We start from the raw sequence: 18,329 nt of genomic DNA, 5'->3' as shown, positions 1-18,329 counted from the left end.
CCAATGGCGGGCCAGTGCTGACACAAAGCCCCCCAATGGGCTTTGCCATGGACAAAGGCGTCCCTCTCCGAGCCCGTTTGCGCATGCAACCCGGCCAGGGGAGGACGCCTTTTTTGTTTTCTAACGCACCGAGGAACCGCCCCATGACCGATCTGTTGAAAACCAGCCTCAACCGCCGCACCGTGCTGCAGGCCGCTACCGTGGGCGCCGTGGGCGTGAGCCCCGCCCTGCGCGCCCTGGTGCACGCCCAGGGCTCGGACGCCCCCGAGAAGAAGGAAGTGAAGATCGGCTTCATCCCGCTGACCGACTGCGCCAGCGTGGTGATGGCCTCGGTGCTGGGCATCGACAAGAAGTACGGCGTGACCATCATCCCCACCAAGGAAGCATCGTGGGCCGGTGTGCGCGACAAGCTGGTGAATGGCGAACTCGACTTTGCCCACGTTCTGTATGGCCTGGTCTACGGCGTGCACCTGGGCCTGGCGGGCCCCAAGAAGGACATGGCCGTGCTGATGAACCTGAACCACAACGGCCAGGCCATCACGCTGTCCAAGAAGCTGGCCGAAAAAGGCGCCGTCAACGGCGCTGGCCTGGCCAAGCTCATGGCCAGCGAGAAGCGCGAATACACCTTCGCCCAGACATTCCCCACCGGCACGCACGCCATGTGGCTGTATTACTGGCTGGCCGCACATGGCATCAACCCCATGAAGGACGCCAAAGTCATCACCGTGCCGCCACCCCAGATGGTGGCCAACATGCGCGTGGGCAACATGGACGGTTTCTGCGTGGGCGAGCCCTGGAACCACCGCGCCATCATGGACGGCATCGGCATCACCGCCACCACCACGCAGGACATCTGGAAGGACCACCCCGAAAAAGTGCTGGGCACCACGTCCGAATTCGTGCAGAAGTACCCCAACACGGCCCGCGCCGTGACGGCCGCCATCCTCGAGGCCAGCAAGTGGATCGACGATGGCCTGGCCAACAAGAACAAGATGGCCGAGACCATTGCCGGCAAGGCCTATGTGAACACGGGTGTCGATGCCATCAACCAGCGCATCCTGGGCCGCTATCAAGACGGCATGGGCAAGACCTGGGACGACCCCAACCACATGAAGTTCTTCAACGAAGGCACGGTGAACTTCCCGTACCTCACGGACGGCATGTGGTTCCTCACCCAGCACAAGCGCTGGGGCTTGGTGAAGGACCACCCCGACTACCTGAATGTGGCCAAGGCCGTGAACCGCATCGACGTCTACAAGCAGGCCGCCACTGCATCGAAGACACCGCTGCCCAAGAGCGACATGCGCAGCCACAAACTGGTGGACGGTGTGGTGTGGGACGGCAAGGACCCCGCCAAGTACGCCGACAGCTTCAAGATCAAAGCCTGATCGGGCACCCCACTCTGACCCGACCTGCACACCCGGCCTCTTCACAGGATTCACAGGAGAAACACCATGGTCAGTGCCGTTTTTCACTCCCCCCTGGATGCTGCCCCCGCCGGGGCGGTACAGAATGCTATGAATAATGTAGCTGCAAACGCTTTACCAACAGGCGCAAGAGCCCAAAAAACCTTGAATCCTGCGCCCGCACCCAAGGCCACGACTGTGCCTGCCGCCCCTGCAGCACGGGACTGGGCAGCACTCTCACGCAGCTTCTGGCTGGCCGTGCTGCCGCCGCTGTGTGGCCTGGGCCTGCTCGTCGGCCTGTGGGCGGTGGTCTCCACCACCACGGGCGGCAGCATCCCCAGCCCCAAAGACACCTGGCAACAGGCGCTGGAAGTGTTCAGCAACCCCTTCTATCGCAACGGCCCCAACGACCAGGGCGTGGGCTGGAACGTGCTGATGAGCCTGCAGCGCGTGGCCATCGGCTTTGGCATGGCGGCGCTGGTGGGCATCCCCGCGGGCTTCGTGATCGGGCGCTTCCACTTTCTGTCGCGCATGTTCAACCCACTCATCAGCCTGCTGCGCCCGGTGTCGCCGCTGGCCTGGCTGCCGATTGGCCTCTTGGTCTTCAAGGGTGCCAACCCGGCCGCCATCTGGACCATCTTCATCTGCTCCATCTGGCCCATGATCATCAACACCGCCGTGGGCGTGCAGCGCGTGCCACAGGACTACATGAACGTGGCCCGCGTGCTGAACCTGAGCGAGTGGAAGATCGCCACCAAGATCCTCTTCCCCGCCGTGCTGCCCTACATGCTGACCGGCGTGCGCCTGGCCGTGGGCACCGCGTGGCTGGTGATCGTGGCGGCCGAGATGCTGACCGGCGGCGTGGGCATCGGCTTCTGGGTGTGGGACGAGTGGAACAACCTCAACGTCAAGAACATCATCATCGCGATCTTCGTGATCGGCATCGTCGGGCTGGTGCTGGAGTTCGCACTCATCAAGCTGGCCACCGCATTTACTTTTGAAGAGGTGAAAGCATGAACACGACCACCACGGCAGCATCCACACACCCCTCCATGAGCACCAAGTTCATCGAGATCCACGGCGTTGAGCAGACCTTCAAGACCGCCAAGGGCCTGTTCCCGGCATTGCGTGACATCAACCTGACCATCGCCAAGGGCGAGTTCGTGGCGCTGATCGGCCACTCGGGCTGCGGAAAGTCCACGCTCTTGAACCTGATCGCGGGCCTCACCACCCCCACCAACGGCGCGCTGTTGTGCGCCAACAAGGAGATCAAGGGCCCAGGGCCTGAACGTGCCGTGGTGTTCCAGAACCACTCGCTGCTGCCCTGGCTCACCTGCTTCGACAACATCTATCTGGCCGTGGAGCGCGTGTTTGGCGCCAAGGAAACCAAGGCCCAGCTTAAGGCCCGCACCGACGCCGCACTGGCGCTGGTGGGCCTGACCCACGCGGGGCAAAAACGCCCCGGTGAAATCTCGGGCGGCATGAAGCAGCGCGTGGGCATTGCCCGGGCCCTGTCCATGGAACCCCAGGTGCTGCTGATGGACGAGCCCTTCGGCGCCCTGGACGCCCTGACCCGCGCCAAGCTGCAGGACGAGTTGCTGGAGATCGTGGCCCGCACCCAGAGCACCGTGGTCATGGTGACCCACGACGTGGACGAAGCCGTGCTGCTGTCCGACAAGATCGTGATGATGACCAACGGCCCCGCAGCCACGATTGGCGAAGTGCTGACCGTCAACCTGGCCCGCCCCCGCAAACGCGTGGAGCTGGCCGAGGACCCGCAGTACGTGCACTACCGCAAGGCAGTGATCGACTTCCTCTACACGCGCCAAGGGCACGTCGAAAAAGCCGCTTGAACGGACGGGTCGATGGCGGCCCGATATCCAAAACAAAGGGCTCTAACGCAACATCGTCAGAGCCCTTTTTCCATGGCCCACATCAGGTCAGAGCGGTAGCAAGCGCGCAGCCCAGACCAGTGTCCCCGCGCAAGGGCCGCCCCGCCGCGCCGGGGGCGTCCCCCTTCCCGAATGGCGCAGCCATTCGAGAGAAGGGGGAAGGCGCGCAGCGCCTCAGGGGGTTGCCCCCTTAATGCGTTCCAGTGATGTAGTGCTCCAACTGCTCGATGATGAATTTCTGCTCGGAGATGATGTCCTTGACCAGGTCACCGATCGAGATCATGCCCACGAGCTTGCCGTTGTCCACCACGGGCAGGTGGCGCAGGCGGCCCGTGCTCATGATCTGCATGCACTGCTCGCTGGTCTGGTCGGGCCGCACAAAACGCACGGCAGAGGTCATCACATCCCGCACCTGCGTGACGGACGAGGTGCGCCCCATAAGGGCGATCTTGCGGGCGTAGTCCCGCTCCGTGAAGATGCCCGCAATGGCCTCGCCCTCGGTTACCAGCAAGGCCCCGATGCCCTTGTCGGCCATGAGCTTGAGCGCATCAAACACCAGTGCCGTGGGGGCAATGGTGTGCACGGTGGTGTCCGGTTTGGACTGAAGAATCTTGGCGACGCTGGTCATGGAAACCTCCCTCGTGAGAACAGAAACAGGCCTGGGGAGCCTCCACGCGGACCTGGCAGTCCGCCCCAGTCTGCAGCGCACAGCTGCCACTCAATTCGGGCTGAAGCCCCCTGGAGAGATTTCAGCCCATAAGCCCCGCGCGCGCAACCCGCGCAAGCCCGATTTGCCAGGCTTTTTGCCCCTGTGTCGCAGCCGCGATGCATATGTTTCGCCACTGTTGCATTCGGCGGAACGCGAAACAAACTGAAAAGAACCGAAACGGTGACGAGACGACGCCAAGGCGCGGGCTGGGCACGATACATCCCATGTCCAACGCACTTCGAAAGGATCCACCGCCCACTTTCCTGGCCCCCGCGCCCATCGCTTGCGCCCCCAACGGCCTTGTGGCCGCACAGGAAACAAGCACCTGGATTGTTTCCAATACTGGAACAGTTAATTCGCGACCCAATGGTTTTTCTGTGAACACCATCGGCGTACAGTTCAACCCATCGATGAGCCGATCCCGCAAGGCGACTCACCGAACCCAGGGTTGAAGCAGTTTTTGTTTTGTTTTCCTCCTGGTTTTTTTGAGACGCTTTTTTTAAGGACTTATCCATCATGAACAACACCGCCCGTTTCCTCTCCATCGCCGCTGTCGCTGCTTTCGCCTCTTTTGGCGCCCACGCTGACGAAGCCGATGCTTCGCAGTTCGCCACCCAATTCGAAACCAACCGCACCCGCGCTGAAGTGCAAGCCGAAGCCGCCACCGTGGCCCAGACCCGCTCGATCGAACCCGCTGGTTCGCGTGTGGTGACCTACAAGAGCACCGCTGACCGCGCTGCTGTGCGTGCCCAGGCTGCCGACGCTGTGCGCACCGGCCAGATCGCTTACGGCGAGCGTGGCTGAGCTGAATCCGCTGGATTCAACACCCACATTCCCCGATCAATTAGTACCCTAATTTTCTGAATTTCACCGGAGTTTCACCATGAACAAGACCGCACGTTTCCTGTCCATCGCCGCTGTGGCTGCTTTCGCTTCTTTTGGTGCCCAGGCTGACGAAGCCGATGCTTCGCAATTCGCCACCAAGTTCGACACCAACCGCACCCGCGCCGAAGTGCAAGCCGAAGCTTCGGCTGTGCCCCAGACCAGCGGTGCCATCCCCGTCGGTTCGCGCGCTCTGGTCTACACCTCCACGGCTGACCGCAGCGCCGTGAACGCCCAGGCCGCAGACGCCCTGCGCACCGGCAAGATCTCGTCCGGCGAAATCGGCTCCCTGTAATTGATCCCGCCTCCACCGCCAAGCGGTGTGGGCAGGCAGTTGCCAATGCAAAAGGCCGGGGCCCCGAAAGGGGCTCCGGCCTTTTTTGTCTTGAACACGGTACAGGCGCAGCAAAAGCCAGCGCCCGCCTCCCCACCGGGGCTTACTTCGCTGCGCGTGCCTGCGCCACAGCGCCCTGCACTTCCTTCCACAGGGCCTCGCCCACGTTGGCGGCGATGCCAGCGTTCACGGCGGCAAGCTTTTCGCGCATGCGGCTGGCTTCGGCGGCGGGCAGCTCGTTCACCTGCATGCCCTTGGCCTTCAGGTCGGCCAGGGCCTTGTCGGCTTCCGCTCGGGTGTCCTGGCGCTCGAAGTCGCGGCTCTTCTTGGCGGCGTCCAGCAGCACCTTCTGCTCAGCCTTCGACAGGCCATCCCAGTACTTCTTGCTCACCAGCACGATCCAGGGGCTGTAGACGTGGTTGGTCACGGTGAGGTACTTCTGCACCTCATAGAACTTGCTCGACAGAATGGTGTTGTAGGGGTTCTCCTGGCCGTCCACCGTCTTGGTTTCCAGCGCGGTGAAGAGTTCGGAGAACGGCAGCGGCACGGCGTTTGCGCCCAGGGTCTTGAAGCTATCGAGGAACACGTTGTTTTGCATCACCCGCAACTTGATGCCGTCCATGTCTTCCAGCTTGTTGACGGGGCGCTTGCTGTTGGTGAGGTTGCGAAAGCCGTTCTCCCAGTACACCAGGCCGACCAGGCCCTTTTCCTGCAGCTTGTCCATCACCTTCTGGCCCACGGGGCCATCCAGCACCACGTCAGCTTCCTTGGCGTTGTTGAACAGGAAGGGCGTGTCCCAGATCGCCATTTCTTTGGTGATGCCGACCAGCGTGGCGGTAGAGCCCACCATCATCTCCTGCGCGCCGCCGATCAGCGCCTGCTGCATCTGCACGTCCGAGCCCAGTGCAGCAGCACCGATGGCACGCACCTTCATCTTGCCGCCAGAGGCCTTCTCGACCTCTTCGGCAAACAGTTTGGTGGCGCGGCCCTGGTTGGACACCTCGTTAAGGCCGTAGCCAAAACGGATGATGCGCGGCTTGAAGTCTTGCGCAGCCACCTGGAACGAGCAGGTGATGGCGGCCACCGACAGGGCGGCGAGCAGGGTACGGCGGAAAGTTTTCATGGTTGTCTCCATTGGCGAGGGGAAAGGAAAAAGAGAGTGAAGGGAAGTCAGCGCAGCCACACCACAGGCGCAGTCACGATCTGGGGAAACACGACCAGCAGCGCCAGGATCAGCACGTAGGTGAAAAGGAAGGGGTTCACCCCCTTGATGACGCTGTGCATCGAGATACGCCCCACCCCGGCCACCACATTGAGCACCGTGCCCACCGGCGGGGTGATGAGGCCGATGGCGCCGTTGAGCACGAACATCAGGCCGAAGTACACCGGGTCGATCCCCGCCTTGACGGCGATGGGCAGCATCACGGGCGCAAAGATCAGGATGGTGGGCGTGAGGTCCAGCGCCGTGCCGATGAGCACCAGCACGATCATCATCACGGCCATCAAGAGGCGCGGGTTCTCCACCAGCGGGCCCAGCCAGCTGGTCAGCACATTGGGCAGGTCGGCCAGCGTGATCATGTAGCTGGCCACCTGGGCGCCGGCGCACAAGAACATCACGATGGAGGTCGTCTTGGCCGCGCGCACCAGCACGCCGTAGATGTCGGCCACCTTCATCTCGCGATGGATGAACAGCGCCACCACCAGCGCATAAAACGCAGCCACCACGGCGGCCTCGGTGGGCGTGAACACGCCGGTCTTCATGCCGCCGATGATGATGAGCGGCATCAACATGGCCCAGAAGGCGCGGGCCGTGGCGCGCAGGCGGTCCTTGGCGGGCAAGGGCTCGCCCTTGGGCAGGTCCAGACCACGCAGCACCCAGCGCCAGGCAAAGATCAGGCCCACGCCCATCATCAGCCCCGGCACGATGCCCGACACAAACAACGCCGAGATTGAGGTGTTGGTAGTCACGCCATAGATCACGAACGGCATGGACGGTGGAATGATCGGCGCGATGATGCCACCCGAGGCGATCAGCCCCGCCGACGTGTTCATGGGATAGCCCTGCTGGCGCATCATGGGCAGCAGGATGGTGGCCAGCGCTGCCGTGTCGGCCAGGGCCGAGCCACTCATGCTGGCCATCAGCACCGCAGCGCCAATCGCCACATACCCCAGGCCACCCCGGATATGCCCCACCCAGGCCTGCGCCATGTCGATGATGCGGCGGCTGATGCCCCCCGAGTTCATCAGCTCACCCGCCAGGATGAAGAACGGCACGGCCAGCAGCGGAAAGCTGTCCACCCCGGCCACCAGGTTCTGCGCGAGCAGCTGCGCATCCCAGAAATCGAGCACCCAGGCCATGCCAGCGCCCGTGAGCACCAGGGCCAGGCCCATGTTCATGCCCGTACCCATCAGCACCAGCATGCCCAGCGAAAAGACCACAAAGGCCATGGCTTCCGGCGTCAGTCCCAACATCACTCCACCTCCGCGCCGTGGCCCAGGTCCAAGGGCTTGCGTTGAATCAATTCAATGGTTGCCATCACACCAATGGCCACCGCACACAAAAAGGCCGGCAGCGGTAGCAAGGCCGCCGGGTAGGCCATGACGACGGAGCGGCTGCCCATGCCCACCACCACCTGCTGCCAGGCGCCCCAGGCCAGCATGGCGCAGGCGGCCATCACCAGCAGCCGGATGACGGCGGTGAGCGAGGCAAATGCCATGGGGCGTTTGGCCAGCAAGCCCGCCAGGCTGGTGAAGGCCATGTGCTCACCCGCCGGGTAGGCCGCTGCGGCGCCGATGAACACCATCCAGACAAACAAGAGGCGCGACAGCTCTTCGCTCGCGGCCACGCCGCTGCCAAAGCCGTAGCGCAGCACCACATTGATGAACACGGCCACGGCCATCACGCCCAGGCAGCTGGCCATCAATACCTGGGAGACCCGGGCAAAGCGGCTCTGTGGCGTTGCGGGTTGTGCGGGGGAACTCATGCGGCCTCCTTCGTTGCCAGCCAGCTGGATGCCAGTTGCTGCAGGGTGGGCAGGTCCAGCAGCGCATCCAGGCGCAGCACGCCCGCCTCACCCACGGGTGATTCCAGCGTGGCGAACTGGCTGTCCACCAGCGCGCTTGAGAAAAAATGGGTGCCCGCACGGGCCGCCACACGCTGGCCTGCGTGCGCGCGGTCAATCTCCAGAAAGGCGAAGCGCAACCCCGGGCAAGCGCTGCGCAGGCGGTCGCGGTACGCCTTTTTGAGCGCCGAGCAGGTCAGCACCGCCCCCTGCGGCTGGGCCTGCAGCAACTGCCCGAGGGTGGCCAGCCAGCCTTCGCGGTCGGCGTCGGTCAGCGCAATGCCCTGGCGCATTTTTTCGCGGCTGGCGGGGCTGTGGTGGTCATCCCCTTCGATCAGGGGCAGGCCTTCGGCCTGGGCCAGCGCAGCCCCCAGGCTGGACTTGCCACAACCGGCCACTCCCATGACGACCAGATAAACCGATGACGGCGTAAAACTCATATTGGTAGCGCTATCCAATGAATCTAAAAAAATGCATCTCTACAGATGCCTCCAAAATACCAGTGCTGATCACGCCAATGCGCCAAAAAAGACGCTGGCTGTCTTGCCCGGGCGTTTGGACAGCGCTATCCTAACCAGATCATTACCCATCCCCATGAGGGTTAACCCTTGAACAAATCCGAGACCCGGCGCCGCTCCAGCGGGCGCATCACGCTGAGCGACGTGGCCAAGGCGGCGGGCGTCAGCCCCATCACGGCGTCCCGCGCATTGCGCGGCGAGCGCGGCGTGGCGCAAGAACTGGTGCAGCGGGTCAAGGATGCAGCCCAGCAACTGGGCTATGTGCCCGACCCCGCCGCCCGCGCGCTGGCCTCGCAGCGCAGTGTGCAGGTGCCGGTGCTGGTGCCCCTGCTGTCCAACGCCCTGTTTGTGGACGTGCTCGAATCCGTGCACCGCACGCTGTTCCCCGAGGGTTACCAGGCCCTGATCGGCGTGACGCACTACGACCCGCAGGAAGAAGAACAGCTGCTGCGCACCTACCTCGCCCACCGCCCGGCGGGCCTGCTCGTCACCGGCTTTGACCGCACCGAAGCCGCGCGCCAGCTGATCGCAGCCAGCGGCGTGCCTTGTGTGCACCTGATGGAAATGACCCCGGCCCCTGGCGTGTTCTGCGTGGGGTTTTCGCAGCAGGACGCGGGCCACAGCATGACGGCCCACCTGCTGGCGCGCGGGTATCAAAACGTTGCCTTCGTGGCCGCCCAGCTGGACCCGCGCACCATGCAGCGCGCAGAAGGCTACCGCCGCTGCCTGCGCGAAGCGGGCCGCTACGACCCCAAGCTGGAACTGCTGAGCCCCCAGCCCTCGTCCATGCGCCTGGGCGGCGAACTGCTGGAGGAGCTGCTGCGCACCCGCCCCGGCGTGGATGCCGTGTTCTTCTGCAACGACGACCTGGCCCAGGGCGGCCTGCTGGCCGCACAGCGCCTGGGCCTGTCGGTGCCCGGCCAGGTGGCGATTGCGGGCTTCAACGACCTGGCAGGCAGCGACCAGATGCTGCCGCCGCTGACCACCGTGCGCACGCCCCGCTCCGCAGTGGGCGAGGCCAGCGCGCGCATGCTGCTGGCGCTGATGCGCGGCGAGGTGCCGGCGCACAACTCGGTGGATCTGGGGTTTGAGCTGACGGTGCGCAAGAGTACATAAGCCCCCTGACCCGCTGCGCGTCGTCCCCCGAGGCGGGCGCCACCCGTGGCCAAGCGATGACGTCGCGCCTGTTTTTAAGAACGGCGGGAAACCTGGGCCGACTCATGCCGGCCGGTATCCCAAAAAACAGAACCGTTCACGCTGGGCTTGTCGAAGCGCCGCGCGAGGCTTCGACAGGCCCTGCCTGAACAACTCTGCCGGGTCGAACGCCAATCAATCAGCCTCACACCGCCGCCAAGGCGCGGCTGGACGACGACGCGCCCTGGCTGCCCTTCATCTCCTTGCGCAGCGCCACCGCATCGCGCACCTGCGCTGGCGCCGAGGCGTCGATGCGGAACACCTGCACGGTCTCGGTCATGGTCTGGGCCTGGCCGTTGAGCTGCATGGCCGAGGCGGCGTTTTCCTCGACCAGCGCCGCGTTCTGCTGCGTGATGGTGTCCAGCTGCGCCACGGCAGAGTTGACCTGCGAGATGCCGCTGAGTTGCTCGTTCGAGGCGCTGTGGATCTCGCCGATCAGTGTGTTCACGCGGCGCACCAGCTCCAGCGACTCCGCCATCGTCTTCTGCGCGGCGTCGGTCTTCTCGTGGCCCTCGCTCACCTTGTTGGCGGAGTCGTCGATGAGCTGGCGGATCTCCTTGGCGGCCGACTGCGTACGGTGCGACAGGCTGCGCACCTCCGATGCCACCACGGCAAAGCCGCGCCCCTGCTCGCCCGCACGGGCCGCCTCCACCGCAGCGTTCAGCGCGAGGATATTGGTCTGGAACGCGATTGAATCAATCAGCTGCGTGATCTCGCTGATGCGGTTGGACGCTGTCTGAATCTGCTTCATGGTGTCGGCCACGCCATCTACCGCGCTGCTGCTGCGCTCGGTGACCTGGGTGGCCTGCGTGGCCAGCACAGTGGCCTGGCGGGCAGATTCTGCCGTCTGCTTGACGGTGCCGGTGATCTCTTCCATCGATGCCGCCGTCTGCTGCAGGTTGCTGGCCTGCGCCTCGGTGCGGGACGAGAGGTCCTGGTTGCCCTGCGCGATCTCGCGGGTGGAGAGCTGCATGTGCTCACTTTCCTGGCGCGCATCCCGCACGATGGACAGCAGGTTCACGTTGAGCTGCGCCAGCGCCTTTTGCAGCTGCCCCATGGTGTCGGTGCGCGTGGCCGAGAACTTCTGCGTGAGGTCGCCCGCCGCCATGCGGTTGGCCCAGCGCAGCATCTCCAGCAAGGGCAGCACTGTGACCCGGTGCAGGTACACCGCCATGGCAATGGCGGCCACCACCACGCCCAGCCAGGCCACGCCCGCCCCCAGCGTCATCGCATGCCCGCCCAGCGCAGCGGCTCCCCACGACAACAGCACCAGCAGCAGGGTGCACAGGGCGATCTTGCCCAGGGGCCCGGGCTGCAGTGCCGTCATCAGGCGGCCCATGAAGGTGTCGGTGATCAGCTGCCCGCCGCGCAGCACATGCACCAGCTTGCCCGCCTGCTTTTCGGCCTGCATGGTGCGGTAGAGCTGATCGGCCGCCTGGATCTGCTCGCGCGTGGCCTCGGTGCGCACCGACATGTAGCCCGTGGGCTGGTCACCCTGCATGAGCGGCGTGACGTTGGCCATCACCCAGTAGAAGGAGCCGTCCTTGCGCCGGTTCTTGACCGGTGCCGACCAGGGGATGCCTTTGGCGATGGTCTCCCACATGTCGCGGAAGGCCTCTTCGGGCATGTCCGGGTGCCGGATCATGTTGTGGGGCTGGCCCAGGAGTTCTTCTTTTTCGTAGCCGCTGACCTCGATGAACATCGGGTTGCAGTACAGGATGCGGCCCTTGAGATCGGTGGTGGACACCAGAGTCTGGCCTTTGGGAAACGCATATTCGTGCGTGCTGACGGGCAGATTGACGCGCATGAAACCCCTCCTTATGGAAAACCTTGTCACCCCAGAAAAAAACTGAACTGAAAAAAGCCTCGGAAAAGTCGGGTTCATCCTATGGTGAAAAATTTGTTTCTCAAACAAATAAATCGCTGCGTGCTGCAGATTCACCAAAATGGTGCATTCATCCAACACTTTGCCCCAAAGCGTGGCAACCCCACTCCCAAACGCTCATATTTTTATAGCTACAAACTAAATATGGACGCGCGGTAATGGCTATTTTTTAATCAAGCCTTCGGAGCACCCTGGCTGGCATAGGCATTGCTTGCAGATTGGTGCGGCCAACGCTGGCCGTGTATCAGCCCGGTGCAATGGCGGATTGGGCGAACAGGACGATGGCGTCTTCATGGAATGCAACCTGGCCACAAGGCCTGCGCGATCCATGCAGGCGCCTTTTTGTTTTTTGCCCCGGCTGAGGCGCAGCCTCCAGCCTTCCCTATCTCCTTCTTGCGCGCGAACTGCGCACGATCGCCATGCTTCAATTCCGCGAGTTCCTCAAGTCCGGCCACGCCCCCACGCTGTGGTCGTCCTTCCTCTACTTCGGCTTCTCGTGCGCTGTCTGGGTGATCAACGGTGCCATGGCGCCGTTCATCCGCGACAGCTTCCAGCTCACGCCCACACAGATGGGCATGATGCTGTCCATCCCCATCTTTGCCGGTGCGCTCATGCGCTTTCCGCTGGGCATCCTGGCGCAGTACATCGGGCGCAAGAACGCCACGCTGGTCGAGATGGCGGGCATTTTTGTGGCCATGGGCTATGGCTACCTGTTTGTGCACGACTACGGCGACCTGCTGGCCATGGGCATCCTGCTCGGCGTGGCCGGAGCCAGTTTTGGCGTGGCGCTGTCGCTGGGCTCGGGCTCGTTCCCGCCGCGCTACAAGGGCCTGGCCATGGGCATCGTGGGCGCGGGCAACGTGGGCACCGCCGTGGCGGCCCTGCTGGCCCCGGCGCTGGCCCAGAAGTTCGGCTGGCAGGCTGTGTACGGCTTTGCCGCGCTGAGCGTGGCCGTGCCCGCCATCGTGATGGCGGTGTATGCCAAGGAGCCCTCGGACCTGCCAGCCCATTCGAGCTTCCGCGAACACATCGCCTGCCTGTTTGAAAAAGACGGCTGGGCATTCAGCCTGATCTATGCCGTGACCTTTGGCGGCTTCATTGGCCTCACCACCTTCTTGCCCAGCTATTTTTACGACCAGTTCAACGTGAGCAAGGTGCAGGCAGGCCAGCTCACCATGCTGGCGGCCTTTCTGGGCGCGGCGCTGCGCATCTTTGGCGGCTGGCTGTCGGACCACTGGGGCGGCGTGAACACGCTCACGGCCGTGCTGGCCATCACGGCCGTGAGCATGGTGCTGTGTGGCCTGGCCGAGAACTCGCTGCCCATCACCATGCTGCTGTTCCTGGTGTGTTTTGCGGCGCTGGGCGCGGGCAATGGCGCGCTGTTCCAGCTGGTGCCCCTGCGCTGGCCGCTGACCACGGCAGTGGCGGGTTCGATGATTGGCGAGATCGGCGCCCTGGGCGGCGGCCTGATCCCGAGCGGCATGGGCCTCTCGCGCCAGTACACCGGCACCTACCTGTGGGGCTTTGTGGGCATTGCGGTGTGCGCGCTGGCCATGCTGGTGCTGTTGCGCGTGATGCAGATCCGCTGGACGCGCACATGGGCGGAAAAGGGCGGTCGGGCACGCAGTGCCTGAGCTGGCGCAGCCAGCCAATGCGCAGCATTGCCCGCGCTTTCACTAGAAAGGTGGACGTGCGCGCAGCGCATGACCGGCGCAGCCGTTAAGGCGCACAGCGCCTTTCCATCTTTCGCATCCCCCAACCGTTCGGGCTGAGCCTGTCGAAGCCAGGTGCCAGGCTTCGACGAGCTCAGCCCGAACGGTGGGTCGATTTTCAAGAGGAAAAATGGCCTCTGCGCCTATCCAGCAAGCGCACGCAGCTATTCTTTTAGGAGTAACTCCAACGCCCCACCCTTACCTCGGCAAAAACAACAGCCAATAAATCAGCAGCAGATTCACCAGCACGCTCACCGCCAGCGCGATCTTCCACAGGGCTGTGGCGTCACGCTGCATCAGCGGCTGCGGGCCGGGGGCTGACAGGGGGCGGGATGCGCCGCGCTCCAGCGCCAGCAGCAGTTCCTCGGCGGTCTCGAAGCGCTGAGCGCGGCTGCGGGCCACGGCCTTCAGGGCAATCTGGTCCAGCCAGATGGGCACGCCGGGGTTGTGGCGGCTGGGGGGCAGCGGGTCGCGGTGGTAGCGGCCCAGTTGGTACTGCACCACCTCGCCATAGGGCAGGCGGCCGTGGCTCAGCAGCTGGTAGAGCGTGACGCCCAGCGCAAACAGGTCGCTGCGCGCGTCGGGCAACTGCCCTTCGGTGTCGCCGCTTTTTTCGTAGCCGGGCCATTGCTCGGGGTTCATGTAGCTGGGTGTGCCCGCGTGCAGCTGGCGCGTGGCCTCGGGCTCGCGGCCGGACAGGGCCACGCCCAGGTCCAGCACGCGCAGTACGCCGTCATCGCCCAGGTGCAGGTTGTCGGGCTTGATGTCGCGGTGCACCACCCCCTGGCGGTGCAGCCAGCCCAGCACGCGCGCGGCCTGCACCACCACCGACACGGCTTGCGGTATGGGCAGATGCTGGCGGCTGCGCAGGCGCTGGCCCAGGGTTTCGCCCGCGTGCCAGTCGTACAGCAGGTAGAACGCGCTGGCGCCCGGTCCGCCTCGCCCGTCATCGGCGGGCCAGGTGTGGAGCCACGCCAGATGGGCGGCGGCGTGGCCGGACTGCATGCGCCGCGCCACCCAGGCCTCGTGCGCGAGCGTGGCGCGCTCCTCGGCATCGTGGGCGCGCGTGGGCAGCAGGGTCTTGAGGGCATACAGGCGCTGCGTGGCGCCGTCGCGCACCTGGTACAGCCGGTGAATGCCGTTGTCGGCCACGATGGCCGTGACCGTGAGGCCGTCCACGGTATCGCCCACCTTGAGCAAGGGCAGCACGGGCAGGTCCTGTGCACGGCGGGATTCGTCCTGCAGCGTGGCCTCCAGCGCGCCCTGCACCCGCACCACCAGCGCGGTCACGTTGTCGCTGCTGCCCCGGCGCAGCGCGGCCTGCACCAGCTCGTCGCTGAGTGCCTGGGCCGCCACGCCCTCCTGGCGCAGCAGCTGCCGCAGCTCGCGCTCGGGCAGACTGCCGTGCACGCCGTCGGACAGCAGCACAAACAGGTCGCCGCTGTGCAGCTCGCCCTGGCTGTAGTCCACCACCACATGGTCGTCGAGCCCCATGGCGCGGGTGAGCTGGTGCGCAAAGTCGCGCTGCGCCATCACATGGTCGGCCGTGAGCAGCTGCAGCCGCCCGCCGCGCAGCAGGTAGGCGCGGGTGTCGCCCACATGGGCCAGCGTGTACGACTGGCCGCGCAGCACCAGCGCCGTGAGCGTGGTCAGCCCCACGGCGGGCTGGCGGCGCCGGTTCATGGAGGCGAGCCAGCCGTTGTGGGCATTCAGGATGCGGTCCAGCGCCACGGTGGTGTCCCAGGTCTCGGGGGTGGCGAAGTAGTCGCCCACCAGGGTGCTCACCGTGGTCTGGGCGGCCTCGCGGCCCTTGCCGCCCGTGCTCACGCCATCGGCGATGGCGGCAATGGCGCCGCGCTCGCGGTCGCGCCCCTGCCCCACCACCAGGGCGGCAAAGTCCTCGTTCACCTCATTGCGGCCGGCCAGCGAGACCTGGCCCACATCCAGTTCAAAGCTCATGCACCAGCTCCACGCAGGTTCTGTGCCCAAGGTGGTGCATGCCGGGGCGTGGCCGTCCGCACCACCCTGCGCCTTGGACGGCCCTCGCCCCGGAACACCCTCCTGGTTCACCCCAGTTCAGTGCAAAAAATCTGGCACGGCCATTGCTTAACAGGGGCAAGGGCCAGGCAGGCCCACGCAATTCAGCAGTGCAAAGGCGCACGGAGGAGTTGTACGGACGAAGGCGTCCCCACATGCGGTTTCGAGACCTCGAAGCAGCATCGTGTGGACGCCTTTTTTGTTTTGCGCATCGCTCCGGCGATGGAACCGATGGAGTCATGATGAAAAAGCTCAAACTGGTGATGGTGGGAAACGGCATGGCCGGTGTGCGCACGCTGGAAGAGCTGCTCAAGATCGCCCCCGATCTGTATGACATCACGGTGTTCGGTGCCGAGCCCCACCCCAACTACAACCGCATTCTGCTGTCCCCCGTGCTGGCGGGCGAGCAGACCATCGACGAGATCATCCTGAACGACTGGTCCTGGTATGCCGACAACCACATCACGCTGCACACCGGCTTCACAGTGACCGACGTGGACCGCGTGCGCCGCGTGGTCAGCGCCACCAGCAGCGACGGCACGGTGATCAGCGCCGAATACGACCGCCTCATCCTCGCCACCGGCTCCAACCCCTTCATCCTGCCCATCCCCGGCAAGGACCTGAAAGGCGTGCTGGCCTACCGCGACATTGCCGACACGCAGGCCATGATCGACGCCGCCGCCACCTACAAGCACGCAGTGGTCATCGGCGGCGGCCTGCTGGGCCTGGAGGCCGCGAACGGCCTCATGAAGCGCGGCATGACCGTGAGCGTGGTGCACGTGATGCCCTCGCTGATGGAGCGCCAGCTGGATGACGTGGCGGGCAAGATGCTGCAGAAGTCGCTGGAAGACCGTGGCATGCGCTTCTTGATGGGTGCGCAAACCCAGGAACTGGTGGGCAACGCCGAAGGCCGCGTGGCCAGCGTCAAGTTCAAGGACGGCACCGAGGTGCCCGCCGACCTGGTGGTGATGGCCGTGGGCATCCGCCCCAACACGGCTTTGGCCGAGAAGATGCGCTTGCATGTGAACCGCGGCATTGTCGTGAGCGACACGCTGCAGACCACCACCGACGCGCGCATCTACGCCGTGGGCGAATGCGCCGCACACCGGGGCATCGCCTATGGGCTGGTGGCCCCGCTGTTCGAGCAGGGCAAGGTGCTGGCCAACCATCTGGCGGAGTTCGGCATCGGTCGCTACCAGGGCTCGCTCACGTCCACCAAGCTCAAGGTGACGGGCATCGACCTGTTCTCGGCCGGAGACTTTCAAGGAGGAGACGACACCGAGGAGATCGTGATGAGCGACCCCTTCGGCGGTGTGTACAAAAAGCTCGTCATCAAAGACGACAAGCTGGTGGGCGCCTGCCTGTATGGCGACACGGTGGACGGCAGCTGGTACTTCAAGCTGCTGCGCGACGGCCGCAGCGTGAGCGACATCCGCGACAAGCTGATGTTTGGCGAATCGCACCTGGGCGACACAGGCCACCATGGCCAGAGCAAGGCTGCCGCGATGCAGGACAGCGACGAGGTGTGCGGCTGCAACGGCGTGACCAAGGGCGCCATCTGCAAGGCCATCAAGGACAAGGGCCTGTTCACACTGGACGAGGTGCGCAAGCACACCAAAGCCAGCGCGAGCTGTGGCTCGTGCACCGGGCTGGTGGAGCAGATCATCATGTTCACCGCCGGTGGCGACTACAGCGCCACGCCCAAGACCAAGGCCATGTGCGGCTGCACCGACCACGGCCACCAGGCGGTGCGCGACGCGATCCGCAGCAGCAAGCTGGTGACCATCTCCGACGTGTTCAAGTTCATGGAATGGAAGACACCCAATGGTTGTGCCACCTGCCGCCCGGCGGTGAACTACTACCTCATCAGCACCTGGCCCAAAGAGGCCAAGGACGACCCGCAGAGCCGCTTCATCAACGAGCGCAGCCACGCCAACATCCAGAAAGACGGCACCTACAGCGTGATCCCCCGCATGTGGGGCGGCGAGACCACGGCCGATGAGCTGCGCCGCATTGCCGATGCGGTGGACAAGTACAAGATCCCCACCGTCAAGGTCACAGGCGGCCAGCGCATCGACCTGCTGGGCGTAAAGAAGGAAGACCTGGTCAATGTGTGGCGTGACATCGGCATGCCCAGCGGCCATGCCTATGCCAAGGCGCTGCGCACCGTGAAGACCTGCGTGGGCAGCGAGTGGTGCCGCATGGGCACGCAGGACAGCACGCAGATGGGCAAGGATCTGGAGCGCGCCATGTGGCGCATGTACGCACCGCACAAGGTCAAGTTTGCCGTGAGCGGCTGCCCGCGCAACTGCGCCGAGGCGGGCATCAAGGACGTGGGCATCATCGGTGTGGACAGCGGCTGGGAGATGTATGTGGCTGGCAACGGTGGCATCAAGACCGAGGTGGCGCATTTCTTCACCAAGCTGAAAACCGCCGAGGAAGTGCTGGAGTACACCGGCGCGTTCTGCGAGCTGTACCGCCAGGAGGGCTGGTACCTGGAGCGCACCGTGCACTACGTGAGCCGCGTGGGCCTGGACTACGTGAAGAAACGCATTCTGGAAGACCACGCAGGCCGCAGGGCGCTGTGGGAGCAGTTGCAGTTTGCGCTGGATGGCGAGCCCGACCCCTGGTTTGAATTTGACAAGGCGGCCGTGGACACGCGCCAGTTTGCGCCCCTGGGCGCCTGATCGGAAAGAAG

The 18,329-nt window shown here is 64.6% G+C and carries 15 protein-coding genes; 8 read left to right on the top strand and 7 right to left on the bottom strand.

The window, feature by feature from the left end; translation table 11 throughout:
• The first annotated feature begins 143 nt into the window (after positions 1-143).
• From AC07Z7_RS08000 to AC07Z7_RS07990, 3 genes are all read left to right on the top strand, one after another.
• The gene (locus AC07Z7_RS08000; protein WP_094287035.1) at positions 144-1,388 is read left to right on the top strand and encodes a CmpA/NrtA family ABC transporter substrate-binding protein; all 1,245 of its coding nucleotides are present in this window, start codon (positions 144-146) and stop codon (positions 1,386-1,388) included.
• 66 nt (positions 1,389-1,454) lie between these two features.
• Complete coding sequence (gene ntrB, locus AC07Z7_RS07995; RefSeq protein ID WP_494765930.1) at positions 1,455-2,423, top strand: nitrate ABC transporter permease; 969 nt, start codon at positions 1,455-1,457, stop codon at positions 2,421-2,423.
• Positions 2,420-3,259, top strand: a complete 840-nt coding sequence (locus AC07Z7_RS07990) for an ABC transporter ATP-binding protein (RefSeq protein ID WP_094287031.1) — start codon at positions 2,420-2,422, stop codon at positions 3,257-3,259. Before ntrB ends, AC07Z7_RS07990 begins: the two co-directional genes overlap by 4 nt.
• A gap of 229 nt (positions 3,260-3,488) precedes the next feature.
• On the opposite strand, the gene AC07Z7_RS07985 is transcribed toward AC07Z7_RS07990, so the two are convergent.
• Entirely contained in the window at positions 3,489-3,926 is a 438-nt protein-coding gene (locus tag AC07Z7_RS07985; RefSeq protein ID WP_063462898.1) for a CBS domain-containing protein, read from the bottom strand.
• A gap of 597 nt (positions 3,927-4,523) precedes the next feature.
• On the opposite strand from AC07Z7_RS07985, the gene AC07Z7_RS07980 reads away from it, so the two are divergent.
• Both AC07Z7_RS07980 and AC07Z7_RS07975 read left to right on the top strand, forming a co-directional pair.
• Positions 4,524-4,811 carry a DUF4148 domain-containing protein gene (locus tag AC07Z7_RS07980; protein WP_094290672.1) on the top strand — a complete coding sequence of 96 codons (288 nt, stop codon included), beginning with the start codon at positions 4,524-4,526 and terminating at the stop codon, positions 4,809-4,811.
• Between the two features lie 79 nt (positions 4,812-4,890).
• Complete coding sequence (locus AC07Z7_RS07975; RefSeq protein WP_108617669.1) at positions 4,891-5,184, top strand: DUF4148 domain-containing protein; 294 nt, start codon at positions 4,891-4,893, stop codon at positions 5,182-5,184.
• Between the two features lie 142 nt (positions 5,185-5,326).
• Here the strand turns inward: AC07Z7_RS07975 and AC07Z7_RS07970 are convergent, their stop codons facing one another.
• The 4 genes from AC07Z7_RS07970 to AC07Z7_RS07955 are packed head-to-tail and all read right to left on the bottom strand — an operon-like array spanning position 5,327 to position 8,689.
• Positions 5,327-6,346, bottom strand: a complete 1,020-nt coding sequence (locus AC07Z7_RS07970; RefSeq protein WP_094287025.1) for a TRAP transporter substrate-binding protein — start codon at positions 6,344-6,346, stop codon at positions 5,327-5,329.
• A 47-nt stretch (positions 6,347-6,393) separates the two neighbouring features.
• Positions 6,394-7,695 carry a TRAP transporter large permease gene (locus AC07Z7_RS07965; protein WP_240515585.1) on the bottom strand — a complete coding sequence of 434 codons (1,302 nt, stop codon included), beginning with the start codon at positions 7,693-7,695 and terminating at the stop codon, positions 6,394-6,396.
• Complete coding sequence (locus AC07Z7_RS07960; RefSeq protein WP_494765929.1) at positions 7,695-8,207, bottom strand: TRAP transporter small permease; 513 nt, start codon at positions 8,205-8,207, stop codon at positions 7,695-7,697. Before AC07Z7_RS07960 ends, AC07Z7_RS07965 begins: the two co-directional genes overlap by 1 nt.
• Positions 8,204-8,689: a gluconokinase gene (locus tag AC07Z7_RS07955; RefSeq protein WP_435366927.1), complete on the bottom strand. Its 486-nt coding sequence runs from the start codon at positions 8,687-8,689 to the stop codon at positions 8,204-8,206. Before AC07Z7_RS07955 ends, AC07Z7_RS07960 begins: the two co-directional genes overlap by 4 nt.
• A 204-nt stretch (positions 8,690-8,893) precedes the next feature.
• Here AC07Z7_RS07955 and gntR point away from each other — a divergent pair, with 204 nt between their 5' ends.
• The gene (gntR, locus tag AC07Z7_RS07950) at positions 8,894-9,919 is read left to right on the top strand and encodes an HTH-type transcriptional regulator GntR (RefSeq protein ID WP_494765928.1); all 1,026 of its coding nucleotides are present in this window, start codon (positions 8,894-8,896) and stop codon (positions 9,917-9,919) included.
• 223 nt (positions 9,920-10,142) lie between these two features.
• Here the strand turns inward: gntR and AC07Z7_RS07945 are convergent, their stop codons facing one another.
• A complete protein-coding gene (locus AC07Z7_RS07945; protein WP_252658494.1) occupies positions 10,143-11,804 on the bottom strand; it encodes a methyl-accepting chemotaxis protein in 1,662 nt (553 codons plus the stop codon).
• A 497-nt stretch (positions 11,805-12,301) separates the two neighbouring features.
• Here AC07Z7_RS07945 and AC07Z7_RS07940 point away from each other — a divergent pair, with 497 nt between their 5' ends.
• On the top strand, positions 12,302-13,516 hold the full coding sequence (locus AC07Z7_RS07940; protein WP_252658495.1) for an MFS transporter: 1,215 nt from the start codon (positions 12,302-12,304) through the stop codon (positions 13,514-13,516).
• A 276-nt stretch (positions 13,517-13,792) separates the two neighbouring features.
• Here the strand turns inward: AC07Z7_RS07940 and AC07Z7_RS07935 are convergent, their stop codons facing one another.
• The gene (locus AC07Z7_RS07935) at positions 13,793-15,553 is read right to left on the bottom strand and encodes a bifunctional protein-serine/threonine kinase/phosphatase (protein ID WP_094287013.1); all 1,761 of its coding nucleotides are present in this window, start codon (positions 15,551-15,553) and stop codon (positions 13,793-13,795) included.
• A gap of 320 nt (positions 15,554-15,873) precedes the next feature.
• On the opposite strand from AC07Z7_RS07935, the gene nirB reads away from it, so the two are divergent.
• The gene (gene nirB / locus AC07Z7_RS07930; RefSeq protein WP_494765927.1) at positions 15,874-18,318 is read left to right on the top strand and encodes a nitrite reductase large subunit NirB; all 2,445 of its coding nucleotides are present in this window, start codon (positions 15,874-15,876) and stop codon (positions 18,316-18,318) included.
• Positions 18,319-18,329: the final 11 nt, after the last annotated feature.

The sequence above is a fragment of the Acidovorax sp. GW101-11A03 genome (assembly GCF_059424825.1).
This window is presented reverse-complemented; position numbering and strand designations above follow the sequence as displayed.

Bases quoted from the DNA above. Each gene is read 5' to 3' on its own strand.
- AC07Z7_RS08000 (WP_094287035.1), top strand. From the start codon at position 144: ATGACCGATCTGTTGAAAACCAGCCTCAACCGCCGCACCGTGCTGCAG.
- ntrB (WP_494765930.1), top strand. From the start codon at position 1,455: ATGGTCAGTGCCGTTTTTCACTCCCCCCTGGATGCTGCCCCCGCCGGG.
- AC07Z7_RS07990 (WP_094287031.1), top strand. From the start codon at position 2,420: ATGAACACGACCACCACGGCAGCATCCACACACCCCTCCATGAGCACC.
- AC07Z7_RS07985 (WP_063462898.1), bottom strand. From the start codon at position 3,926: ATGACCAGCGTCGCCAAGATTCTTCAGTCCAAACCGGACACCACCGTG.
- AC07Z7_RS07980 (WP_094290672.1), top strand. From the start codon at position 4,524: ATGAACAACACCGCCCGTTTCCTCTCCATCGCCGCTGTCGCTGCTTTC.
- AC07Z7_RS07975 (WP_108617669.1), top strand. From the start codon at position 4,891: ATGAACAAGACCGCACGTTTCCTGTCCATCGCCGCTGTGGCTGCTTTC.
- AC07Z7_RS07970 (WP_094287025.1), bottom strand. From the start codon at position 6,346: ATGAAAACTTTCCGCCGTACCCTGCTCGCCGCCCTGTCGGTGGCCGCC.
- AC07Z7_RS07965 (WP_240515585.1), bottom strand. From the start codon at position 7,695: ATGTTGGGACTGACGCCGGAAGCCATGGCCTTTGTGGTCTTTTCGCTG.
- AC07Z7_RS07960 (WP_494765929.1), bottom strand. From the start codon at position 8,207: ATGAGTTCCCCCGCACAACCCGCAACGCCACAGAGCCGCTTTGCCCGG.
- AC07Z7_RS07955 (WP_435366927.1), bottom strand. From the start codon at position 8,689: ATGGGAGTGGCCGGTTGTGGCAAGTCCAGCCTGGGGGCTGCGCTGGCC.
- AC07Z7_RS07945 (WP_252658494.1), bottom strand. From the start codon at position 11,804: ATGCGCGTCAATCTGCCCGTCAGCACGCACGAATATGCGTTTCCCAAA.
- AC07Z7_RS07940 (WP_252658495.1), top strand. From the start codon at position 12,302: ATGCTTCAATTCCGCGAGTTCCTCAAGTCCGGCCACGCCCCCACGCTG.
- AC07Z7_RS07935 (WP_094287013.1), bottom strand. From the start codon at position 15,553: ATGAGCTTTGAACTGGATGTGGGCCAGGTCTCGCTGGCCGGCCGCAAT.
- nirB (WP_494765927.1), top strand. From the start codon at position 15,874: ATGAAAAAGCTCAAACTGGTGATGGTGGGAAACGGCATGGCCGGTGTG.